The 19,159-nt window shown below is 70.5% G+C and carries 18 protein-coding genes; 2 read left to right on the top strand and 16 right to left on the bottom strand.

What is annotated here, in order from left to right; genetic code table 11:
* Nucleotides 1–11: 11 nt before the first annotated feature.
* Nucleotides 12–1,667 (top strand): allophanate hydrolase, encoded by a 1,656-nt coding sequence (gene atzF / locus ACZ5VD_RS28490; protein WP_468552333.1) that lies wholly within the window; start codon nt 12–14, stop codon nt 1,665–1,667.
* Nucleotides 1,668–1,739: 72 nt separating this feature from the next.
* Here the strand turns inward: atzF and ACZ5VD_RS28485 are convergent, their stop codons facing one another.
* The 12 genes from ACZ5VD_RS28485 to ACZ5VD_RS28430 all read right to left on the bottom strand — a co-directional run bounded on the left by ACZ5VD_RS28485 (nt 1,740) and on the right by ACZ5VD_RS28430 (nt 14,064).
* Entirely contained in the window at nt 1,740–4,601 is a 2,862-nt protein-coding gene (locus ACZ5VD_RS28485) for a DEAD/DEAH box helicase (protein ID WP_468552334.1), read from the bottom strand.
* 40 nt (nt 4,602–4,641) lie between these two features.
* Nucleotides 4,642–5,532 carry a diacylglycerol kinase gene (locus tag ACZ5VD_RS28480; RefSeq protein ID WP_468683718.1) on the bottom strand — a complete coding sequence of 297 codons (891 nt, stop codon included), beginning with the start codon at nt 5,530–5,532 and terminating at the stop codon, nt 4,642–4,644.
* Between the two features lie 31 nt (nt 5,533–5,563).
* Entirely contained in the window at nt 5,564–6,514 is a 951-nt protein-coding gene (tatC, locus tag ACZ5VD_RS28475) for a twin-arginine translocase subunit TatC (RefSeq protein ID WP_468552336.1), read from the bottom strand.
* A 47-nt stretch (nt 6,515–6,561) separates the two neighbouring features.
* Nucleotides 6,562–6,852 (bottom strand): Sec-independent protein translocase subunit TatA, encoded by a 291-nt coding sequence (gene tatA / locus ACZ5VD_RS28470; RefSeq protein WP_468552337.1) that lies wholly within the window; start codon nt 6,850–6,852, stop codon nt 6,562–6,564.
* A 261-nt stretch (nt 6,853–7,113) separates the two neighbouring features.
* Nucleotides 7,114–7,308, bottom strand: a complete 195-nt coding sequence (locus tag ACZ5VD_RS28465) for a hypothetical protein (RefSeq protein WP_468552338.1) — start codon at nt 7,306–7,308, stop codon at nt 7,114–7,116.
* 9 nt (nt 7,309–7,317) lie between these two features.
* Complete coding sequence (locus ACZ5VD_RS28460) at nt 7,318–7,551, bottom strand: hypothetical protein (protein ID WP_468552365.1); 234 nt, start codon at nt 7,549–7,551, stop codon at nt 7,318–7,320.
* Between the two features lie 179 nt (nt 7,552–7,730).
* Entirely contained in the window at nt 7,731–8,771 is a 1,041-nt protein-coding gene (locus ACZ5VD_RS28455) for a helix-turn-helix transcriptional regulator (RefSeq protein ID WP_468552339.1), read from the bottom strand.
* Between the two features lie 14 nt (nt 8,772–8,785).
* A complete protein-coding gene (locus ACZ5VD_RS28450; RefSeq protein ID WP_468552340.1) occupies nt 8,786–9,739 on the bottom strand; it encodes a helix-turn-helix transcriptional regulator in 954 nt (317 codons plus the stop codon).
* 129 nt (nt 9,740–9,868) lie between these two features.
* Nucleotides 9,869–10,240, bottom strand: coding sequence for an FKBP-type peptidyl-prolyl cis-trans isomerase (locus tag ACZ5VD_RS28445; protein ID WP_020128331.1), 372 nt, complete (start codon nt 10,238–10,240; stop codon nt 9,869–9,871).
* 60 nt (nt 10,241–10,300) lie between these two features.
* A complete protein-coding gene (locus ACZ5VD_RS28440) occupies nt 10,301–11,305 on the bottom strand; it encodes an FKBP-type peptidyl-prolyl cis-trans isomerase (RefSeq protein ID WP_468552341.1) in 1,005 nt (334 codons plus the stop codon).
* A gap of 128 nt (nt 11,306–11,433) precedes the next feature.
* The gene (gene pafA, locus ACZ5VD_RS28435) at nt 11,434–12,795 is read right to left on the bottom strand and encodes a Pup--protein ligase (protein WP_468552342.1); all 1,362 of its coding nucleotides are present in this window, start codon (nt 12,793–12,795) and stop codon (nt 11,434–11,436) included.
* Between the two features lie 9 nt (nt 12,796–12,804).
* Nucleotides 12,805–14,064 carry an MFS transporter gene (locus ACZ5VD_RS28430; RefSeq protein ID WP_468552343.1) on the bottom strand — a complete coding sequence of 420 codons (1,260 nt, stop codon included), beginning with the start codon at nt 14,062–14,064 and terminating at the stop codon, nt 12,805–12,807.
* 116 nt (nt 14,065–14,180) lie between these two features.
* On the opposite strand from ACZ5VD_RS28430, the gene ACZ5VD_RS28425 reads away from it, so the two are divergent.
* On the top strand, nt 14,181–15,197 hold the full coding sequence (locus ACZ5VD_RS28425) for a LacI family DNA-binding transcriptional regulator (RefSeq protein WP_468552344.1): 1,017 nt from the start codon (nt 14,181–14,183) through the stop codon (nt 15,195–15,197).
* 54 nt (nt 15,198–15,251) lie between these two features.
* Here the strand turns inward: ACZ5VD_RS28425 and prcA are convergent, their stop codons facing one another.
* The 4 genes from prcA to dop all read right to left on the bottom strand — a co-directional run bounded on the left by prcA (nt 15,252) and on the right by dop (nt 18,939).
* Nucleotides 15,252–15,998, bottom strand: a complete 747-nt coding sequence (gene prcA / locus ACZ5VD_RS28420; RefSeq protein ID WP_468552345.1) for a proteasome subunit alpha — start codon at nt 15,996–15,998, stop codon at nt 15,252–15,254.
* A 62-nt stretch (nt 15,999–16,060) separates the two neighbouring features.
* Complete coding sequence (prcB, locus tag ACZ5VD_RS28415; RefSeq protein ID WP_468552346.1) at nt 16,061–16,906, bottom strand: proteasome subunit beta; 846 nt, start codon at nt 16,904–16,906, stop codon at nt 16,061–16,063.
* Nucleotides 16,907–17,055: 149 nt separating this feature from the next.
* Nucleotides 17,056–17,271 carry a ubiquitin-like protein Pup gene (locus ACZ5VD_RS28410; protein ID WP_030606474.1) on the bottom strand — a complete coding sequence of 72 codons (216 nt, stop codon included), beginning with the start codon at nt 17,269–17,271 and terminating at the stop codon, nt 17,056–17,058.
* 156 nt (nt 17,272–17,427) lie between these two features.
* Entirely contained in the window at nt 17,428–18,939 is a 1,512-nt protein-coding gene (gene dop, locus ACZ5VD_RS28405; protein WP_468552347.1) for a depupylase/deamidase Dop, read from the bottom strand.
* Nucleotides 18,940–19,159: the final 220 nt, after the last annotated feature.

The raw sequence follows: 19,159 nt of genomic DNA, 5'->3' as shown, positions 1-19,159 counted from the left end.
AGGAACGCCCCATGAGCACCGCGCTCTCCCGAGTCCGCGCCGCCTACGCCCGTATCGAGGCCGTGGACCGCCCCGAGATCTGGATCGACCTGCGTCCGCGGGAGGAGGTCGAGGCGGAGGCCCGCGCGATCGACGAGCGGGTGTCCGGCGGCGAACGGCTCCCCCTGGCAGGGCGCCTGTTCGCCGCCAAGGGCAATATCGACGTGGCCGGCCTGCCCACCACCGCGGGCTGCCCCTCCTACGCCTATGCTCCCGAGGCCGACGCCCCGGTGGTCGCCCGGCTGCGGGCCGCGGGCGCGATCGTGCTGGGCACCACGAACCTGGACCAGTTCGCGACCGGCCTGGTCGGCACCCGCTCCCCGTACGGTGCGGTCCGGGGCGCCCACGACCCGGCGCGGATCAGCGGCGGCTCCAGCTCCGGCTCGGCCGTGGCGGTGGCCCTGGGCATCGTCGACCTCGCGCTCGGCACCGACACCGCGGGCTCCGGGCGCGTCCCCGCCGCCTTCAACGGCATCGTCGGCATCAAGCCGACCCGCGGGCTGGTCCCCACGGCCGGGGTCGTCCCGGCCTGCGCCTCGCTCGACTGCGTGACGGTCTTCGCCCGCACCCTCCCGGAGGCCGAGCGGGCGCTGGCGTACATGGCGTCCCCGCCCGACCGCGCCCTCCCCTCCCTCCCCGCTCGCGGCCCGGGCCCCTGGCGGATCGCGGTCCCGGCACGGGAACAGCTCGGCGCACTGGACGAGGGGTGGGCCAGGGCCTACGAGGCCGCGGTGGCCCGGCTCGTCGAGGCGGGCGTCTCGGTGCGGGACATCGACCTCGGCCCCTTCACCGAGGCCGCCGCGATGCTCTACCAGGGCGCGTTCGTCGCCGAGCGCTACACGGCGGTCGGGAGCTTTGTCGACAAGGCAACAGCCGAAGGTGATCCGTCCCTCGACCCCACGGTCGCCGGCATCATCACCCGCGCCCGCGACATCCCGGCCCACCAGCTCTACGCCGACACCGACCGGCTGACCGCCCTGCGGGCCCGCGCCCTCACCGAACTGGCCGACGCGGACGCCCTGTTGCTGCCGACGGCTCCCGGGCACCCCACTCTCGCCGAGGTCGCCGCCGATCCGCTGGGCGCCAACGCCCGCCTGGGCCGCTTCACCAACTCCACCAACCTCTTCGACCTGGCCGCGGTCGCCGCCCCCGCCGGCGAGGTGGGCGGCCTCCCGTTCGGCGTGATGCTCATCGGCCCGGCGTTCACGGACGAACGCCTGGCGAGGATCGCCGCCCTGCTCCAGCCGGAAACCCGGGTGGCCGTGGTGGGCGCCCACCTGTCCGGCCAGCCTCTCAACCCCCAACTCCTGTCCCTGGGGGCCCGCCTGGACCGCACCACGACCACGGCTGCGGCCTACCGCCTGCACGCCCTGCGGACCGACCCGCCGAAGCCCGGCCTGGTCCACGTGGGCGAGGGCGGCGCGGAGATCGAGACAGAGATCTGGCGCCTCCCGGCAGAGGGCCTCGGCCGCCTGCTGACGGCACTCCCCCGCCCGATGACCCTGGGCAGGATCGAACTGTCGGACGGCACCCACGCCCCCGGCTTCCTCTGCGAACCGAGCGCCCTGACGGACGCCGAGGACATCACACGCCATGGAAGCTGGCGCTCATATCTCGACGCCCGCTGAGAAGAGGCACCCAAGGGGTGCGGGGAACCGCGCGACCAGTCACGCACCGCCCCGCACCCACCACTCGACCAGTCACCCCACGGACGAGTAGGCCACAACCCCCCGCAGCAACTCGTCAACGGCCTTGCGCGCATTGCGCGCCACCGTCGACCCCGCACTACCGGAGACCGGCGCCGCGGCGGAAATCTGCCCCAGCACATCGATCACCTGCTTGCACCACCGCACAAAGTCCCCCGCCGGCATCTCCGCCTCACGCAGCACCTCGTCGAGCCCCTTCCCCGAGGCCCACATGTACGCGGCCCAGGCGAACCCGAGATCGGGCTCACGCTGCCCCACACCCTCGGTCTGGGTGATCCGGAAGTCCTCCTCCAGGGCGTCCAGACGCCCCCAGATCCGCACCATCTCACCGAGCGCGGCCTTCGCCTTGCCCGAGGGCACCTTGGGCGCCATGGCATCGTCGGAGACCCGGGACTCGTAGACCAACGCCGAGACGCAGGCGGCCAGTTCGGCGGGGGTGAGCCCCTCCCACACACCGGCCCGCAGGCACTCGCTCGCCAGCAGGTCGAGTTCGCCGTACAGCCGGGCGAGCCGCTTGCCGTGCTCGGTGACCTCGTCGCCGCGCAGATAGTCCAGCTCGGTCAGCAGGGCGACGATCCGGTCGAACGTCCGCGCGATGGTATTGGTGCGCCCCTCGATACGACGCTCCAGCTGCGAGGTGTCCCGCATCAGCCGGTGGTAGCGCTCGGCCCAACGGGCGTGATCCTCACGGTCGTTGCAGCCGTGGCACGGATGGGCCCGGATCTCGGTGCGCAGCCGGGCGATCTCCCGGTCGTCGGCGGCCTGCGCCCGCTTCTTGCGGGCCCGCTCCGGCGGGATGTGCCCGGCCTTGGTGCGCAGCGCGGAGGCGAGGTCCCGGCGGGACTGCGGGGAGCGCGGGTTGAAGGACTTGGGGATCCGCATCCGCTCCAGCGCCTCGACGGGCACCGGGAAGTCCATCGACGCGAGCCGCTTGACCTGCCGCTCGGCGGTCAGCACCAGCGGGCGCGGACCGTCATGGTGCTCGAAGCCCCGGTGGCCGTTGGACCGTCCGGCGGGCAGCCCCGGGTCGAGGACCAGCGCCAGCCCCGCGTACTTGCCGGTCGGGACGTGGATGACATCGCCCGGCTTGAGCTTCTCCAGCGCGACGGCGGCCTCGGCCCGCCGCTGGTTGACGCCCTGCCGGGCCAGCTCGGTCTCCCGGTCCTTCAGGTCGCGGCGCAGCCGCGCGTACTCGTCGAAGTCGCCGAGGTGGCAGGTCATGGACTCCTTGTAGCCGTCCAGCCCCTCCTCGTTGCGCTGCACCTGCCGGGAGATCCCGACGACCGACTTGTCGGCCTGGAACTGTGCGAACGACGTCTCAAGGAGCTCCCGCGAGCGGTGCCGGCCGAACTGCTCGACCAGGTTGACCGCCATGTTGTACGACGGCTTGAAGCTGGAGCGCAGCGGATAGGTGCGGGTGCCGGCGAGGCCGGCCAGGTGGTCGGGGCTGATGCCGCGCTGCCACAGCACCACCGCGTGGCCCTCGATATCGATGCCACGCCGGCCCGCACGCCCCGTGAGCTGGGTGTACTCGCCGGGGGTGATGTCGGCGTGCTGCTCGCCGTTCCACTTGACGAGCTTCTCCAGTACCACCGAGCGGGCGGGCATGTTGATGCCCAGCGCGAGCGTCTCGGTCGCGAACACCGCCTTGACCAGGCCGCGGACGAAGAGTTCCTCGACGACCTCCTTGAACGTCGGCAGCATGCCCGCGTGGTGGGCCGCGATACCGCGCTCCAGGCCCTCCAGCCATTCGTAGTAGCCGAGGACGTGCAGGTCCTCGGTCGGGATGGAGGAGGTGCGCTCCTCGACCAGGGCGCGGACCTTCTCCCGCGCCTCGTCGTCGTTGAGCCTGAGGCCGGCGTGCAGACACTGCTGGACGGCGGCCTCGCAGGCGGCGCGGCTGAAGATGAAGGTGATGGCCGGCAGCAGGCCCTCGGCGTCGAGCCGTTCGATGACCTCGGGCCGGCTCGGGGTCCAGATACGGGAGCGCTGCCTGCGTTCCCGCTCACGGTCGGCCTCGCGCATCGCCCGGCCGCGTTTGCGGTCCTGGTAGGACGGGCGCTGTGCCTCCATGCGGGCCAGGCGTGTGAGGTCGGGGTTGACGGCCTTCTTCTGGCCCTCGCCCTCCTCGAAGAGGTCGTACATCCGCCGCCCGGCGAGCACGTGCTGGAACAGCGGTACCGGCCGGTGCTCGGAGACGATCACCTCGGTGTCGCCGCGCACGGTGTCGAGCCAGTCGCCGAACTCCTCCGCGTTCGACACGGTGGCCGAGAGCGAGACGAGGGTGACCGACTCGGGGAGGTGGATGATCACTTCCTCCCAGACGGCGCCGCGGAAGCGGTCGGAGAGGTAGTGCACCTCGTCCATCACCACGTATCCGAGGCCGAGGAGGGTCTGCGAGCCCGCGTACAGCATGTTCCGCAGCACCTCGGTGGTCATCACGACCACGGGGGCGTCCGAGTTGACGCTGTTGTCGCCGGTGAGCAGGCCGACCTTGTCCGCGCCGTAACGGCGGCACAGGTCGGCGTACTTCTGGTTCGACAGGGCCTTGATGGGTGTCGTGTAGAAGCACTTCTTGCCCTGCTGGAGGGCGAGGTGGACGGCGAACTCGCCGACGATCGTCTTGCCGGAACCGGTGGGTGCGGCCACCAGGACGCCCTTGCCCGCTTCGAGTGCCTGACAGGACTCGATCTGGAAGGGGTCGAGGCCGAAGTCGTACATCTCGCGGAAGTCCGCGAGGGCGGTGGCCTGCTCGACGGCACGCTTACGGGCTGCCACGTACCGCTCGGCCGGTGAGAGTTCCTCTGTCATCGTGCTTTCGAGACTACCGGGCGCCACTGACAACAGGACGATCATTATCCGGATCCGATGCGGATAAACATCGAATCCCCGCAGCTCACGGCCCTATGACCCGCACCGCACCCGGCATGCAGCGCACGGTCAGCGGCAACGGTCCGAGCGGCTCGCCGTCGGCGTAGCCGGTGATGCCCGGGGCCGCGATCTCGACCTTCGCCGCCCTGAGCACGGTGACCTTGGGATGGTCGACGTGCCGGCCCCGGTAGACGGCCGGAAACACCCGGAGCAGGGTCCTGCGGCTGCAGTCCCCGACCACGGTGATGTCGAACAGGCCGTCGGTGAGGTCCGCGCCCGGACAGATCCGCATGCCGCCGCCGTACGACGACCCGTTGCCGACGGCCACGAGGGTCGCCTCGACCTCCCGGACGTCCGTGTCGTCCAGCGTGATCCGGTACGGGTAGGGGCGGAAGGCCGCGAGTTCGGCGAGCATCGCGAGGTCGTACTTGAGGCGTCCGGCCGGCCATCTCATGCGGTTGCCGCGGTCGTTGACCCGGGAGTCGAAGCCGGAGGCGAGGACCGTGCCGAACCAGCGGCCGTCGGCCCGGCCGAGGTCGACCTCGCGCAGTCGGCCGCCCTTGAGGGCGTCGGCGATCAGCCGGCCCGCGGCGGCCGGGTCGCGCACCGGCAGGCCCAGGGCCCGGGCGAAGTCGTTGCCGGTGCCGACGGCGACCAGGCCGAAGGGTGTGGGGGTGCCGGCGACCGCCTGGAGGGCGAGGTGCGCCATACCGTCGCCGCCCACGGCGATCAGCGCGCCGGTGCCCTCGGCGACGGCGGCACGCGCGCGGGCGAGGGCGTCCTCGGCGCTCGCCCCGAGGACGCTCCGCACGGAGAATCCGGCCGCCCGCAACGCGAAAGCGGCCGGCTGCGCCGCGTGGGCGCCCCGGCCGCGCCCCGCGGTGGGGTTGACGAAAAGGGTGATCTCGCTGGTCACGCCCTGGACGTTACAAGGGCGGTGTGCTCGATCAGGTCACGTCGTCATAACCGTTGACCCGGTCCGTGCTCGCCTGTTCGGGCAGTGCCCGGGTGGCCGAGACGGTCTCCACCTCGCCGATCGCCTCGGGGGTGAGGTCGAGTTCGGAGGCTTCGTCGTCGTCGGGGCCCAGCTCGTCACGGCGGCGCCTCCGGCGGTCGTTGAGCAGGGAGAAGGCGACGGCCGCGAAGTACAGCACCCAGATGGGTCCGGCGAGCGCCATCATGGTCAGCGGGTCGGTGCTGGGCGTGGCGACGGCCGCGAACACCGTGATGCCCATGATCATCCCGCGCCACCAGCCGAGCATCCGCTTGCCGGTGATCGCCCCGGTGAGATTGAGGAAGACGAGCAGCAGGGGCAGTTCGAAGGAGAGCCCGAAGACGAGCACCATGCGCAGGACGAGGTCGAGCAGGTCGTCCAGCGGCAGCAGGTTGGACGTGCCGCTCGGCGTGAAGCCGATCAGCACCTCCGCCGTGGTGGGCAGCACCGTGTAGGCGAAGTAGGCGCCGACCAGGAACAGCGGGGCGCCCGTGCCGACGAAGGCGTAGGCGTACTTCTTCTCGTTCCGGTGCAGGCCGGGGGCGATGAACGCCCACAGCTGGTAGAGCCAGACCGGCGAGGCCAGCACGACACCGGCCATCAGCGACACCTTCAGCGCCAGCGTGAAGGGGGTGAGGAGACCGTTGATGGTGATCTCCGCGCACGGCTTGGTGGACTGCGTCGACTTCGCCAGTTCCGCGAAGGTCTTGTCACACCCGACCGAGTCGAGGATCGGCTTCGTGATCAGGTTGATGATGTCGTTGTAGAAGAACGCGGCGACGACGGTGATGGCGACGATGGCCAGCATCGCCTTCGAGAGCCGGTTGCGGAGCTCACGAAGGTGTTCCGCGAGGGGCATCCGCCCCTCGGGATCCTTCTCCTCTTTGCGGGCAGACTTCAGCAACCCACGTTCCCATCTCGTGCGGCGGGCCGGAGGTCACCGGCCCTGCGTCAGCGCTTGGTCGTGTCCGTCGGCTCGGTGACCGGGCGGGCACTTGTCACGTCGCCGGGAGCCGCCTGGATGGTGCGCTGGACGGGGGGCTGCTGGTCGTCCTGCGGCGGTGCCGCGGGAGCGGACGCGTTGTCCTGGCCCTCGGTCTTCATCGCCTTCGCCTCGCTCTTGAGGATCCGCGCGGACTTGCCGAGCGAACGCGCCATGTCCGGAAGCTTCTTGGCGCCGAACAGCAGGATGATGACGACGAGGATGAGAATGATCTCGGGGGCGCCGAGCCTTCCGAACATAAGTCTTTACCTTCTCACCGAGGCGGCTGGAGTGGGGTGCTGTCCGACCGGTCGGACAAGTGTCCGATCGACCGTGCTGACAGCGATCGTAACGCTCAGGGGTAAACGCGTGGCAATCCCTGTGCTTACTCCCGGTCCGCGGTCCGGGCCTCGTTCTCCGGGTCGCGACCAGCAGCGTACCTGCCGGGACCGCCAAGTCGACAGGGCGAAGTGACCCAAAGCGCATCACACCCGGAACTCACAGAGAACACCCGGGGCACCTCACAGCGAGTCCACAGAGCGGGCCACGCTCAGGGAGGCCCGCTCCAGATCCTCCGCGGCCCGGCCGATGCGCTGCGCCGAGTCCGTGACCTGCCTGCCCAGCCGCTGCGCCTCCAGGAAGACCCGCACGGCGAACACACCGAGAACGGCGAGACCCACAAAACCCACGGCTACCGCGAACATCGGCCAGAACATGAGGCGAGCCTAGAGGGTGGAGTGGAGCCGCAGGGTCCTGACCCCGCCACCCGTGAGCAGCTCGACGATCCGCTCGCCGGCCGGCTTGCGGACGGCCGTTCCGCAGTCGGGGCAGGTGAAGGAGTAGAAGGTGCTGCGGCTCGACGCGCCGATCGCCAGTCGCAGGGCGCTCGCGGCGAGCTCGAAGCGGCCCCGGCAGTCCGGGCAGCCCGCCCTGAAGGTCACCGGGGTCACGCTTCTCATTCCGGCGAACGCGGCGGCCACCGACACCTCGGAGCCCACCGACACTCCGGGGCCCGCCGCCCTCCCCGTGCCCCTCTGCGTCCCCACGCCCATGGGCCACTCCACGGCCACCGGCGTCCCGGCGCCCACCTGCGTTCCCGCGTCCATCGTCAGTTCCGCACCAGACGTCGACGACTCGCTCAAAGCTCCTGCTCCTGCCTGTCGGTCTGTCCGTCGTGAACCGCCCGCGCGCCCGGAGCGCCGTGCGCCTCGACCCCGTCGTACGCCGCCAGCGCCTCGCGGGCCGCGTCGCGCGCGCTGTCGGCGAGATCGCTCGGAGACACGATCCGGCCCTCGCGGCCCAGCCGCAGCGCCAGCCGCCGCAGCGAGGCGGGCTCCGGGGTGCGCAGGGTGATCCGCAGCCCTCCGTCCGGCAGCTCGTCCGCGCTGTCGTGCGGGTAGTACTCGGCGACCCAGCGCCCGCCGGGGCCGACCTCGACGACCACCTCGGGGTCCTCGGCGGCGGGCTGCACCAGGCCTTCGGACAGGTCCCGCAGCTGGATCTCCGGCGGTACGGAGGGCTCGTCGAGGATCTTGATCTCGGCCACCCGGTCGAGCCGGAAGGTGCGGCGCGCCTCGGAGCGGCGGCACCAGGCCTCGACATAGGTGTGACCGACGCTGACCAGGCGGATCGGGTCGATCTCGCGCTCGGTGACCTCGTCGCGGGCGGGCGAGTAGTAGCGGATCCACAGTCGGCGGCGCTCGGAGATGGCCCGGTCGACGTCCGCGAAGACACCGCCCTCGGACTCGAAGGTCACGGACAGCCGGGAGCTGGCCCCCGCCTGCTCACCGGCCGCGGCCTCCACCTTGGCGGTCGCCCGCAGCAGCGCCTGCCGGTCGCTCTCGCGCAGGCCGGGCAGTGTCGACACCGCGCGCGCGGCGACCAGCAGCGCGGTGGCCTCGTCGGCGGCGAGCCGCAGCGGCTCGGCCACGTCATCGGGGTTGTGCCACCAGATGCGCTCGCCGTCGGTGTCGATGTCGAGCAGATCGCCGCCGCGGAAGCTGGTGCCGCACATGGGCAGCACATCGAGGTCGGAGACCAGTTCGTCCTCGGTGATCCCGAAGGCCCGGGCCACGTCCTCGACCCGGGCGCCGGGGCGCTCCCGCAGATAGGTCACCAGGGAGAGCATCCGCCGGGTCTGGTCGATGGCGTTCGCCGGCCTGGCCGGTTTTCCCACCACGTTCTTACGTCCCCTCAGCCCTTGGCCACGGCACGCAGCCGGTCCACCACATCGGCCCGCAGTTCGGCGGGTTCCAGGACCACCACGTCCGGCCCGAACTCCACCAGCCAGGCGTCCAGCCCATGGCCGTACGGAATCTCCAACTCGTCCCAGCCGTCCCCCAGTTCCCGCACGGAGACGGCCTTCGACCGCAGCGGGTAGCCCGCGCCGGCGCGCAGCCGGATCAGCGCGGAGCGGTCGGCGGTCTCGCCGGCCCAGCTCGCGACGGTCTCACGGACGATGACGACGTCCGGCACGGGGGCGGTGAAGCGGGCACCGCGGGTGCGTACCTTGCCGGTGATCCGGGACAGCCGGAACACCCGCTCCGCGTTCCGGTCGCGGTCCCACCCCGCCAGGTACCAGTGGCCGCGCCAGCACTCCAGTGCCCACGGCTCGACGTGCCGGGGCTCGGGGCGGGCGGCGGTGGCCTTGCGGTAGTCGAAGGCGACCGGGCGACGGTCGCGGCAGGCCAGCATCAGCGGTTCGAACGCGGCCTCGTGCACCGGGATGCGGGGCTCCAGGGCGCCATGCGACTCGTTCGGGTCGAAGTCCTCGGGGAGGCCGGCCGCGCGCAGCTTCTGCAGGGCGCCGCTGGCCGCACCCGCGAGGCGGGCCTGCTGCCACACCTTGGCGGCCAGCCCCAGGGCGGCGGCCTCCTCGGCGTCCAGGGTGACGGGCGGCAGACGGTTGCTGTCGCGGCGGGCGAGGTAGCCGACCTCGCCGTCCAGGTTCTCGACGGTCTCGATGACCAGGCCGAGTTCGCGCAGATCGTCCTTGTCGCGCTCGAACATCCGGTTGAAGGAGTCGTCCGAGCCGGACTCCAGATAGGCCTCGATGGAATCACGCAGCTCGCGCTTGCTGAGCGGCCGCCGCGTCCCGAGCAGACAGAGCGCCAGGTTCATCAGCCGCTCGGCCTTGGCAATGGCCATCTACGCCCTTCGCCTCCCTATGGTGCTTACGGACGATGACCGTACCGCCCCGAAGTGGCGCGGCAAAAGCCGAGGGCCCATGCCCGGACAGGCATGGGCCCCAGGTGATCGAGACCGGTCGTACGACGATCAGACCCCGAGGAGGTCGACCACGAAGATCAGGGTCTCGCCGGGCTTGATCGCCGGGGTCGGGCTCTGGTTGCCGTAGGCGAGGTGGGCGGGGATGGTCAGCTGGCGACGGCCGCCGACCTTCATGCCCTGCACGCCCTGGTCCCAGCCCTTGATGACGCGGCCGCCGCCCAGCGGGAATCGGAACGGAGTGCCGCGGTTCCAGCTGGCGTCGAACTCCTCGCCGGTGCTGAAGGCAACGCCGACGTAGTGGACGGAGACGTTGTGGCCCGCCTGCGCCACCTCGCCGTCGCCCTCCCAGATGTCCTTGATCTCCAGGTCCGCCGGGGGCTCGCCGCCCGGGAAGTCGATCTCGGGCTTGTCGATGCTCACGTCTCTAGCTCCTGCTTGTGTACGGAAAGGCAACGGGCACAGTCTTGCATCCCGGCGGGATCACATCTTCGCGAGGATGTCGACCGTGAAGACCAGTGTGGAGTCCTTCTTGATGTCGCTGCCCGCGGGCGGGCTGTCGCCGTAGCCGAGGTTCGGCGGGACGACGACGAGGACCCGGCTACCCACCTTCTTGCCGGTCAGTCCCTGCGACCAGCCCTTGACGACCTGCTGGAGCGAGAACGACGTCAGGGCCTTGCGGCCGTACGTGGAGTCGAACTCCTTGCCGCCGTCCCACAGGACGCCCTTGTACTGCACGAGGACCGTGTTCTCGGCGGCCACCTCGTCGCCGTCGCCCTCGATGACGTAGTTCGCCACCAGCTTCTTGGGCGCGTCCGACTTGGGGATCTCGACGGAGGGCGCCTTGCCGTCGGTGTTGGTGCCGACCTTGGGCAGGTCCACGTCGTCCTGGGCGACCTCGGTGCCCTTGGCGGAGCTCTTCGCGTTGAAGGTCTTGACCAGGTCGACGACGAAGACCAGCGTGTCGGTGCCCTTGATGCCGCCCTCCTTGTAGCCCTCCGTGCCGTAGCCCCAGGTCGGCGGCACGGCGAGCTGGACGCGGCTGCCGGTCTTCTTGCCGCTCAGGCCGTACCGCCAGCCGTCGATGATGCTGCCCTGGGCGAGCTGGATGAGCAGCGGGGTCTTGCGGTCGTAGGAGTTGTCGAAGACCTTCGCCGTGTCCCAGATCTGACCGAGGTAGTTCGCCTGGATGTAGTCGTTCTCCGCGACGGTGGTGCCGCCGCCCGCGGTGACCGTCTTCACCGCGAGGTTCTCGGACGGGTCGCCGCTGCCCTTGGCGACCGTCGGCTTCTCACCGAACTTGGTGCCCTTGGTGATCGCCGGCAGGGGTCCGTCGACGATCTTCGGCGCGGGAACGGACGACGGGGAGGCCGACGCCGAGGGAGACGCGCTGTCGCTCGTCTCGCTGGAGCCGGACTCGTCGTCGCCGCATCCGGCGAGCGCGACCAGTCCTGTGGGAACGGCGATGATGAGTGAGCGTCGGCGCACGGTGAGGGCCTCGTAATCGGTTGATCTTGTTGATGGCGTGCGCGCAACTCTACGACGTGAGAAGGGCGCCGTACGTGAAACGTACGGCGCCCGTGTGGCGTTCCGAATGTTCGGCCGGAACGCATTGCTCACATTCCGGCGATCAGCTTCTCCACCCGCTCGTCCACGGAACGGAACGGGTCCTTGCACAACACCGTGCGCTGGGCCTGGTCGTTGAGCTTGAGGTGGACCCAGTCGACCGTGAAGTCACGGCGCTGTTCCTGCGCCCGCCGGATGAAGTCGCCGCGCAGCCGTGCCCGAGTGGTCTGCGGTGGAACCGACTTGCCTTCGAAGATCTTCAAGTCGTTGCAGATCCGGGCTGCTTGGCCCCTCTTCTCCAGCAGGTAGTACAGGCCACGACGGCGGTGGATGTCGTGGTAGGCGAGGTCTATCTGCGCGACCCGCGGGTGGGACATGGTCATGTTGTGCTTGGCCCGGTACCGCTCGATGAGCTTGTACTTCATGACCCAGTCGATCTCGGTGCCGATCCGGTCGAGGTCCTCGGCCTCGATCGAGTCCAGGGTGCGGCCCCACAGCTCCAGGACCTGCTCGACGGTGCCGGTGCGGATGCCCCGGCGCTCGCAGAAGTCCACGGCCTTCTCGTAGTACTCGCGCTGCACGTCCAGGGCGGAGGCCTCGCGGCCACTGGCCAGACGCACCTTGCGCCGGCCGGTGATGTCGTGGCTGACCTCGCGGATCGCCCGGATCGGGTTCTCCAGGGTCAGGTCCCGCATCACGGTGCCCGCCTCGATCATGCGCAGCACCAGGTCGGTGGCGCCGACCTTGAGCAGCATCGTGGTCTCGGACATGTTGGAGTCGCCCACGATGACGTGCAGGCGGCGGTAGCGCTCGGCGTCGGCGTGCGGTTCGTCGCGGGTGTTGATGATCGGCCGGGAGCGGGTCGTCGCCGAGGAGACGCCCTCCCAGATGTGCTCGGCCCGCTGGCTGACGCAGTAGACCGCGCCGCGCGGGGTCTGCAGCACCTTGCCGGCGCCGCAGAGAAGCTGCCTGGTGACGAGGAACGGAATGAGAATGTCCGCGAGCCGGGAGAACTCCCCGTGACGGGCCACCAGATAGTTCTCGTGGCAGCCGTAGGAGTTGCCCGCCGAGTCGGTGTTGTTCTTGAAGAGGTAGACGTCGCCCGCGATTCCTTCCTCGTGCAGGCGTCGTTCGGCGTCCACCAGGAGTCCTTCGAGAATGCGCTCGCCTGCTTTGTCGTGCGTGACCAGTTCGGTCACGTTGTCACATTCGGGTGTCGCGTATTCCGGATGTGACCCGACATCGAGATAGAGGCGGGCACCGTTTCGCAGAAAGACATTGCTGCTGCGGCCCCATGACACGACACGGCGGAAGAGGTACCGCGCCACCTCGTCGGGAGACAGGCGTCGCTGTCCCCTGAACGTACACGTGACGCCGTACTCGTTCTCCAGCCCGAAAATGCGGCGGTCCATGACTGAACATTACGCCCGATCCCCCGAGCTGAAACGGGGTTCGGCAGCACGGTTTGGATCATTTTCCGATGAAGCCGCAACCACCGCGCCCCGCGCGGAAGCTGCGAGGACCCGCCCGGTGGCCAGCAGCACGAGCAGCGAGACGCCTCCCGCGGCGCCCGGCACGACGAAGCCCCACACCGTCCCGCCGGTCTCGACGATCGGCCCGGTGAGGCCCGTCCCGAGGGACGCCCCGACGGTGAACGTCGTCACCAGCCAGGAGAACGCCTCGGTGACCGTTCCGCGCGGGGCGTGCCGGTCGACCAGCACGAAGGCGCAGGCGATGGCGGGCGCGAGGAAGACGCCGGCGAGGACCATCAGCAGGGTCATGGCGACGGCACCCGGCATCAGCGTCAGCGGGAGGTAACACACCGCCAGAAGCGCCACCAGGACCTGCAGTCGGCGGGCCGGCTCGCCGGTCCACTGCCGCGCCCCGTAGAACAGGCCGCCGATCAGGGCCCCCAGCCCGATGGCCGCCATCAACCAGCCGTACACCGCGTCGCCGCCGTGGTCGTCGGCGTACGACACGGAGGCGACGGTGATGGAGCCGAGCGCGACACCGACGAGGAGGAACGCGCCGAGCATGGCGAGGAGTCCGGGCGAGCGCAGCGCGCCTAGCCAGTGCGCCTCGCGCGGGGCCGAGCGCCACGCGCGCGAGGGCGGCGACACGACCACGGAGAGTGCCCCCAACACGCCGACGACGTTCAGGACCAGCAGCGCGGCCTGCGCCGACCACAGCGACGCGCACAGCGTCACCAGCAACGGCCCGACGGTGAACATGACTTCCTGGGCGACCGCGTCCATGGCGTAGGCGGTGTGCACCTGCTCCTCCTTGTGGAGGACGGACGCCCACAGCGCGCGCAGGCCGCCCTCCAGGGGCGGTGTGAGGAGTCCGGCGGCCGCCACGGCGGCGTAGGCGAGCGGCAGCGGGTCGGTGCCCGTGAAGGCGAAGGCGGCCATCGCGAGGGCCGACAGGAGGGCTGCGGGCAGTTGGACGCGCGGCTGGCCGTGGAGGTCCACCAGGCGCCCGAGAACCGGCTGTCCGACGGCGTTGGCCACGCCGTACGCGGCGGCGAGCCCGCCGGCCAGGCTGTAGGTGCCGCCCTCGGCGCGCACGAACAGGACGATCGCGATCGCGGCGGTGGCGTTCGGCAGCCGCCCCACCAGCGTTCCGGCGAGCAGCCGGACGGCGTGCCTCGCCCTGAGGATCTCCAGGTATCCCACGGCCATGTCCCACCCTTTGCTCGCCCGGTGCGCCGGTGACGCGTGAGGTTTTACGTATAACTTCCTCCGTCATACGTACCATGTGCGCTGTTCGCACGTCCAGACGAAGGAGCAGGCAGCCGGTGGCACGAGGCAGCACCCGCCCCACGAGCCGTGACGTCGCCCAGGCCGCCGGCGTCTCCCAGGCCGCGGTCTCCCTGGTCCTCGGCGACAAGTGGCGCGGCCGGGTGGCGGAGACGACGGCCGAGCGGGTCCGGCAGGCCGCACGGGACCTGGGCTACCGGCCCAACCTGGCGGCCCGCAACCTGCGCCTGGGCCGCACCCGCACGGTGCTCCTGGTGGTACCCGCGCTGACCACCGAGTTCTTCGCGGGCGTCTACACGGGCGCGGCCCGGGTCGCCGCCGCACACGGCTTCGGCGTGGTCCTGTACCCCTCCCCCGAGGGCATCGGCCCCGCCCGGGACCCCTTCGCCTCCGCGCAGGCCGCCCTGGACGGCGTGATCGCCTCCTCCATGGCCGCCGACGCCCTCTCCGCGATCCGCGGCGACCAGCTGCCCCTGGTGATGCTGGACAGCGACCCGTCCGGGAACCTCGGCGCGGCCACGGTCAACCTGGACATCGTCGACGGGATCCGACAGGTCGCCGAGCATCTGCTGGGGCTCGGGCACCGGCGTTTCCTCCACCTGGCGGCGGACGTGCCGTCGTGGACCTTCGAGGTGCGCGCGCGGGAGCTGGCCACCCGGGTCGGCGCGGTGCCCGGCACCTCGGTCCGCACGGCCCGCGCCCCGATCTCCATCGAGGGCGCGGTGGCCGCCGCCGAGGCAGCCCTGTCCGCCCCCGGTCCACGGCCGACGGCACTGGTCTGCGACGACGACAAGCTCGCCGCCGGCGCCTACAAGGCGCTGCGCCGCAGCGGCCTGCGCGTTCCCGACGACGTGTCCGTCACCGGGCTGGACGACCTCGCCCTGGCCACGGCCATCGACCCGGAGCTGACGACCGTACGCCTGGACGCGGAGCTGTTCGGCGAGCGCGGGATGCGGGCCCTGCTGGCGGTCCTGGAGGGCCGTACGCCCGAGGCGGGGGACATTCCCGTCGAGCTGGTCGTACGGGGCTCCACGGCCCCGCCGCGCGCCTCCTGAAGCGGCTGTGCCCCGGCCGAGGGATCGGCCGGGGCACAGCGGGAACGGGTCGGGCTACTTCTCTTCGGCCTCGTCGGCGCTCTCCGCCTCGGTGGTCGCCCCGCCGGTCTCCAGCAGCCGGCCGAGCTGGCGGCCGACGATGCGCTTGAACTTGCGCTGCTGCGGACGGGTGCGGTCCAGCACCGCGACCTCCAGGCGCTCCGCGGGGATCTCCCGCTCGCTCCCGTTGGTGTCGCGGGACAGGGCCTGGACGGCGAGCTTGAGGGCCTCGGAGAGGCTCATGCCGTCCTGGTGACGCTGGTCGAGGTAGGTGCTGATCTGCTCGGCGTTGCCGCCGACCGCGACCGAGCCGTGCTCGTCCACGATCGAACCGTCGTGCGGCAGCCGGTAGATCTGGTCGCCCTCGGGGGTCTCCCCGACCTCGGCGACGACCAGCTCCACCTCGTACGGCTTCTCGGCCGCGCTGGAGAAGATGGTGCCCAGTGTCTGGGCGTAGACGTTGGCGAGACCGCGGGCGGTCACGTCGTCACGGTCGTAGGTGTAACCCCGGAGGTCGGCGTAACGGACGCCGCCGATGCGGAGGTTCTCGTACTCGTTGTACTTGCCGGCGGCCGCGAAGCCGATGCGGTCGTAGATCTCGCTGAACTTGTGCAGCGCGCGGGACGGGTTCTCGCCGACGAACACGATGCCGTCGGCGTACTGCAGCACGACCAGGCTGCGGCCACGGGCGATGCCCTTGCGGGCGTACTCCGCCCGGTCGGCCATGGCCTGCTGGGGTGAGACATAGAACGGCGTCGACACCGGTTATCCGTCCCTTTCTGTCGAAGTCACTGGATCACCTGGGTAGGAAAACGGACCGCGGGCTAGAGCAGCGCGGCGCGCGGGCCGTCGGGCTGCTCCAGGCGCCGCTCCAGGATCGCGCGGGCGATCTCGGAGGACTCGTCCTCGGTGAGGCGGCGGAAGCCGTCCTCGGTGATCACGGTGACGATCGGGTAGATCCGGCGGGCGACATCGGGACCACCGGTCGCCGAGTCGTCGTCGGCCGCGTCGTACAGGGCCTGCACCACGAGGGTGGTGGCCTCGGCCTCGGTCAGGTCGCTGTGGAAGAGCTTCTTCATGGCTCCGCGGGCGAAGACCGAGCCGGAGCCGGTGGCCGCGAAGTTGTGCTCCTCGGAACGGCCGCCGGTGACGTCGTAGGAGAAGATGCGGCCCTTGGCCCGGTCCACGTCGAACCCGGCGAAGAGCGGGACCACGGCGAGGCCCTGCATGGCCATGCCGAGGTTGGACCGGATCATGGTCGACAGGCGGTTCGCCTTGCCCTCCAGGGAGAGCTGCGCGCCCTCGACCTTCTCGAAGTGCTCCAGTTCCAGCTGGAAGAGCTTGACCATCTCGACGGCGAGACCGGCGGTGCCGGCGATGCCGACCGCGGAGTACTCGTCGGCCGGGAAGACCTTCTCGATGTCGCGCTGTGCGATGACGTTGCCCATCGTGGCGCGGCGGTCACCGGCGAGCACGACACCGCCGGGGAACGTCACGGCCACGATCGTGGTGCCGTGCGGCGCCTCGATCACGCCCTGGGTGGGCGGGAGCTGCCGGTTGCCCGGGAGCATCTCCGGCTGATGCCCGGACAGGAAGTCCATGAACGAGGCCGAGCCGGGCGTCAGGAAGGCAGCCGGCAGACGCCCGGTGCTACGAGGGTTGGCTTCCACGCGATTCCTTCCACGTAAGGCGGCGGCCCGCCCGGAACGGCCGAGCCGATCATCAAATCCGTGCACGGACCATACCCGTGCCGACGCCGGTCATCCGTCCCGGCGCCGACCTGCTGAACACAGGCCGACTCCGGGACGGACAACGGGCGTTACTGACCGCCCTTTTGCACGAAGGAGCGGACGAAGTCCTCGGCGTTCTCCTCCAGGACGTCGTCGATCTCGTCCAGGACGGAGTCCACGTCGTCGCTCAGCTTCTCCTGGCGCTCCTTGAGGTCTTCGGATGCCTGCGCCTCGGGCGCCTCCTCGACCTCCTCGGTGCTGCGCGTCGCCTTCTGCTGTCCGCCGCCGGTGTCCTTGGTCGCCATAACCCTCACCCCGCTCGGTTCGACGTTCTTGATCAGACCCTACAAGCAGGGTCCGACATCGGCCCCGCAGTTCCCACAACGTCCGGGGACCACCTCGATGATTCCCGGACGGCGGGGATTCCACCCTGGGGGACCGAGTCGGTCCCGAGTACCCCCTCAGCCGCCCGACAGCACCCTGACCAGGTCTTCCGCCGTCCGACAGCGGTCCAGGAGCTCCTTGACGTGATTTCGCGTTCCGCGAAGCGGTTCGAGGGTTGGAACACGCTGGAGCGAGTCCCGGCCCGGCAGATCGAAGATCACGGAGTCCCAGGAGGCCGCCGCGACGTCGTCGGCGTACTGCTCCAGGCAGCGACCGCGGAAGTACGCCCGGGTGTCCTCCGGCGGCTTCGTACGGGCCCGCTCGACCTCGTCCTCGTCCAGCAGGCGCTTCATCCGGCCACGGGCCACCAGCCGGTTGTAGAGGCCCTTGTCGGGCCGTACGTCGGCGTACTGGAGGTCGACCAGGTGCAGCCGCGCCGCGTCCCAGTCGAGGCTGTCACGGCGCCGGTAGCCCTCCATGAGCTCCCGCTTGGCGACCCAGTCCAGCTCGCCGGCCAGGCTCATCGGATCGTTCTCCAGCCGGTTGAGCGTGTCCTCCCAGCGGGCCAGGACGTCCTTGGTCTGGTCGTCGACGTCCGCCCCGTACCGCTCCTCGACGTACTTGCGCGACAGCTCGAAGTACTCCATCTGCAGCTGGACCGCGGTGAGCGTACGGCCGCTGCGGAGCGTGACCAGACGCTTGAGCGTCGGGTCGTGGGAGACCTGGTGGAGGGTGCGGACGGGCTGGTCCACCGCCAGGTCGACGGCGATGAAGCCGTCCTCGATCATGGACAGGACGAGCGCCGTCGTGCCCAGCTTCAGATAGGTCGAGATCTCCGACAGGTTCGCGTCGCCGATGATCACATGCAGGCGCCGGTACTTCTCGGCGTCGGCGTGCGGTTCGTCGCGGGTGTTGATGATCGGGCGCTTGAGGGTGGTCTCCAGGCCCACCTCGACCTCGAAGTAGTCGGCCCGCTGGCTGAGCTGGAAGCCGTGCTCGTGCCCGTCCTGGCCGATGCCCACGCGGCCGGCTCCGGTGACGACCTGGCGGGAGACGAAGAACGGTGTCAGGTGGCGCACGATGTCCGAGAAGGGGGTCTCCCGCTTCATCAGGTAGTTCTCGTGCGTGCCGTAGGACGCGCCCTTGTTGTCGGTGTTGTTCTTGTAGAGGTGGATCGGCTGGGCGCCGGGGAGCTGGGCCGCCCGCTCCGCCGCCTCCGCCATGATGCGCTCGCCGGCCTTGTCCCAGAGGACGGCGTCGCGCGGGTTGGTGACCTCGGGGGCGCTGTACTCGGGGTGTGCGTGGTCCACGTAGAGCCGAGCGCCGTTGGTGAGGATCACGTTGGCGAGGCCGATGTCCTCGTCGGTGAGCTGGGTGGAGTCGGCGGACTCGCGGGCGAGGTCGAAGCCTCGCGCGTCCCGCAGCGGGTTCTCCTCCTCGAAGTCCCAGCGGGCCCGCCGGGCCCGGTGCATCGCCGCCGCGTAGGCGTTGACGATCTGGGACGAGGTGAGCATGGCATTGGCGTTGGGGTGACCGGGGACGGAGATCCCGTACTCCGTCTCGATACCCATTACTCGCCGTACGGTCATGCGGCCCTCCTTGCCCGGCGGCGTCCTCGGTCGGGGACGCCGCTCAAGTACCGCTGGCGCTCCGGTGCGTGTGCGGTGCCCGTCCCCGCACTGCGCGACTCGGCGGTACCGAAGAGCCTAGAGCGCCACTGCGCTGGTGGGGAGATCATTTGCGTCATTGCCTTGCTCCGGTCTCGCCTGGAAAACAGTCGGCTGCGGGTACCCGGTGAGGGCACCCGCA

Source organism: Streptomyces sp. NPDC032822, from assembly GCF_055578825.1.
The sequence above is the reverse complement of the archived record's forward strand: the minus strand, read 5'-3'. Positions and strand labels throughout refer to the sequence as shown.

Coding starts and splice junctions, on each gene's coding strand:
- atzF (WP_468552333.1), top strand. CDS start 12: ATGAGCACCGCGCTCTCCCGAGTCCGCGCCGCCTACGCCCGTATCGAG.
- ACZ5VD_RS28485 (WP_468552334.1), bottom strand. CDS start 4,601: ATGATCGTCCTGTTGTCAGTGGCGCCCGGTAGTCTCGAAAGCACGATG.
- tatA (WP_468552337.1), bottom strand. CDS start 6,852: ATGTTCGGAAGGCTCGGCGCCCCCGAGATCATTCTCATCCTCGTCGTC.
- ACZ5VD_RS28465 (WP_468552338.1), bottom strand. CDS start 7,308: ATGTTCTGGCCGATGTTCGCGGTAGCCGTGGGTTTTGTGGGTCTCGCC.
- ACZ5VD_RS28460 (WP_468552365.1), bottom strand. CDS start 7,551: ATGAGAAGCGTGACCCCGGTGACCTTCAGGGCGGGCTGCCCGGACTGC.
- ACZ5VD_RS28450 (WP_468552340.1), bottom strand. CDS start 9,739: ATGGCCATTGCCAAGGCCGAGCGGCTGATGAACCTGGCGCTCTGTCTG.
- pafA (WP_468552342.1), bottom strand. CDS start 12,795: ATGGACCGCCGCATTTTCGGGCTGGAGAACGAGTACGGCGTCACGTGT.
- ACZ5VD_RS28430 (WP_468552343.1), bottom strand. CDS start 14,064: ATGGCCGTGGGATACCTGGAGATCCTCAGGGCGAGGCACGCCGTCCGG.
- ACZ5VD_RS28410 (WP_030606474.1), bottom strand. CDS start 17,271: ATGGCGACCAAGGACACCGGCGGCGGACAGCAGAAGGCGACGCGCAGC.
- dop (WP_468552347.1), bottom strand. CDS start 18,939: ATGACCGTACGGCGAGTAATGGGTATCGAGACGGAGTACGGGATCTCC.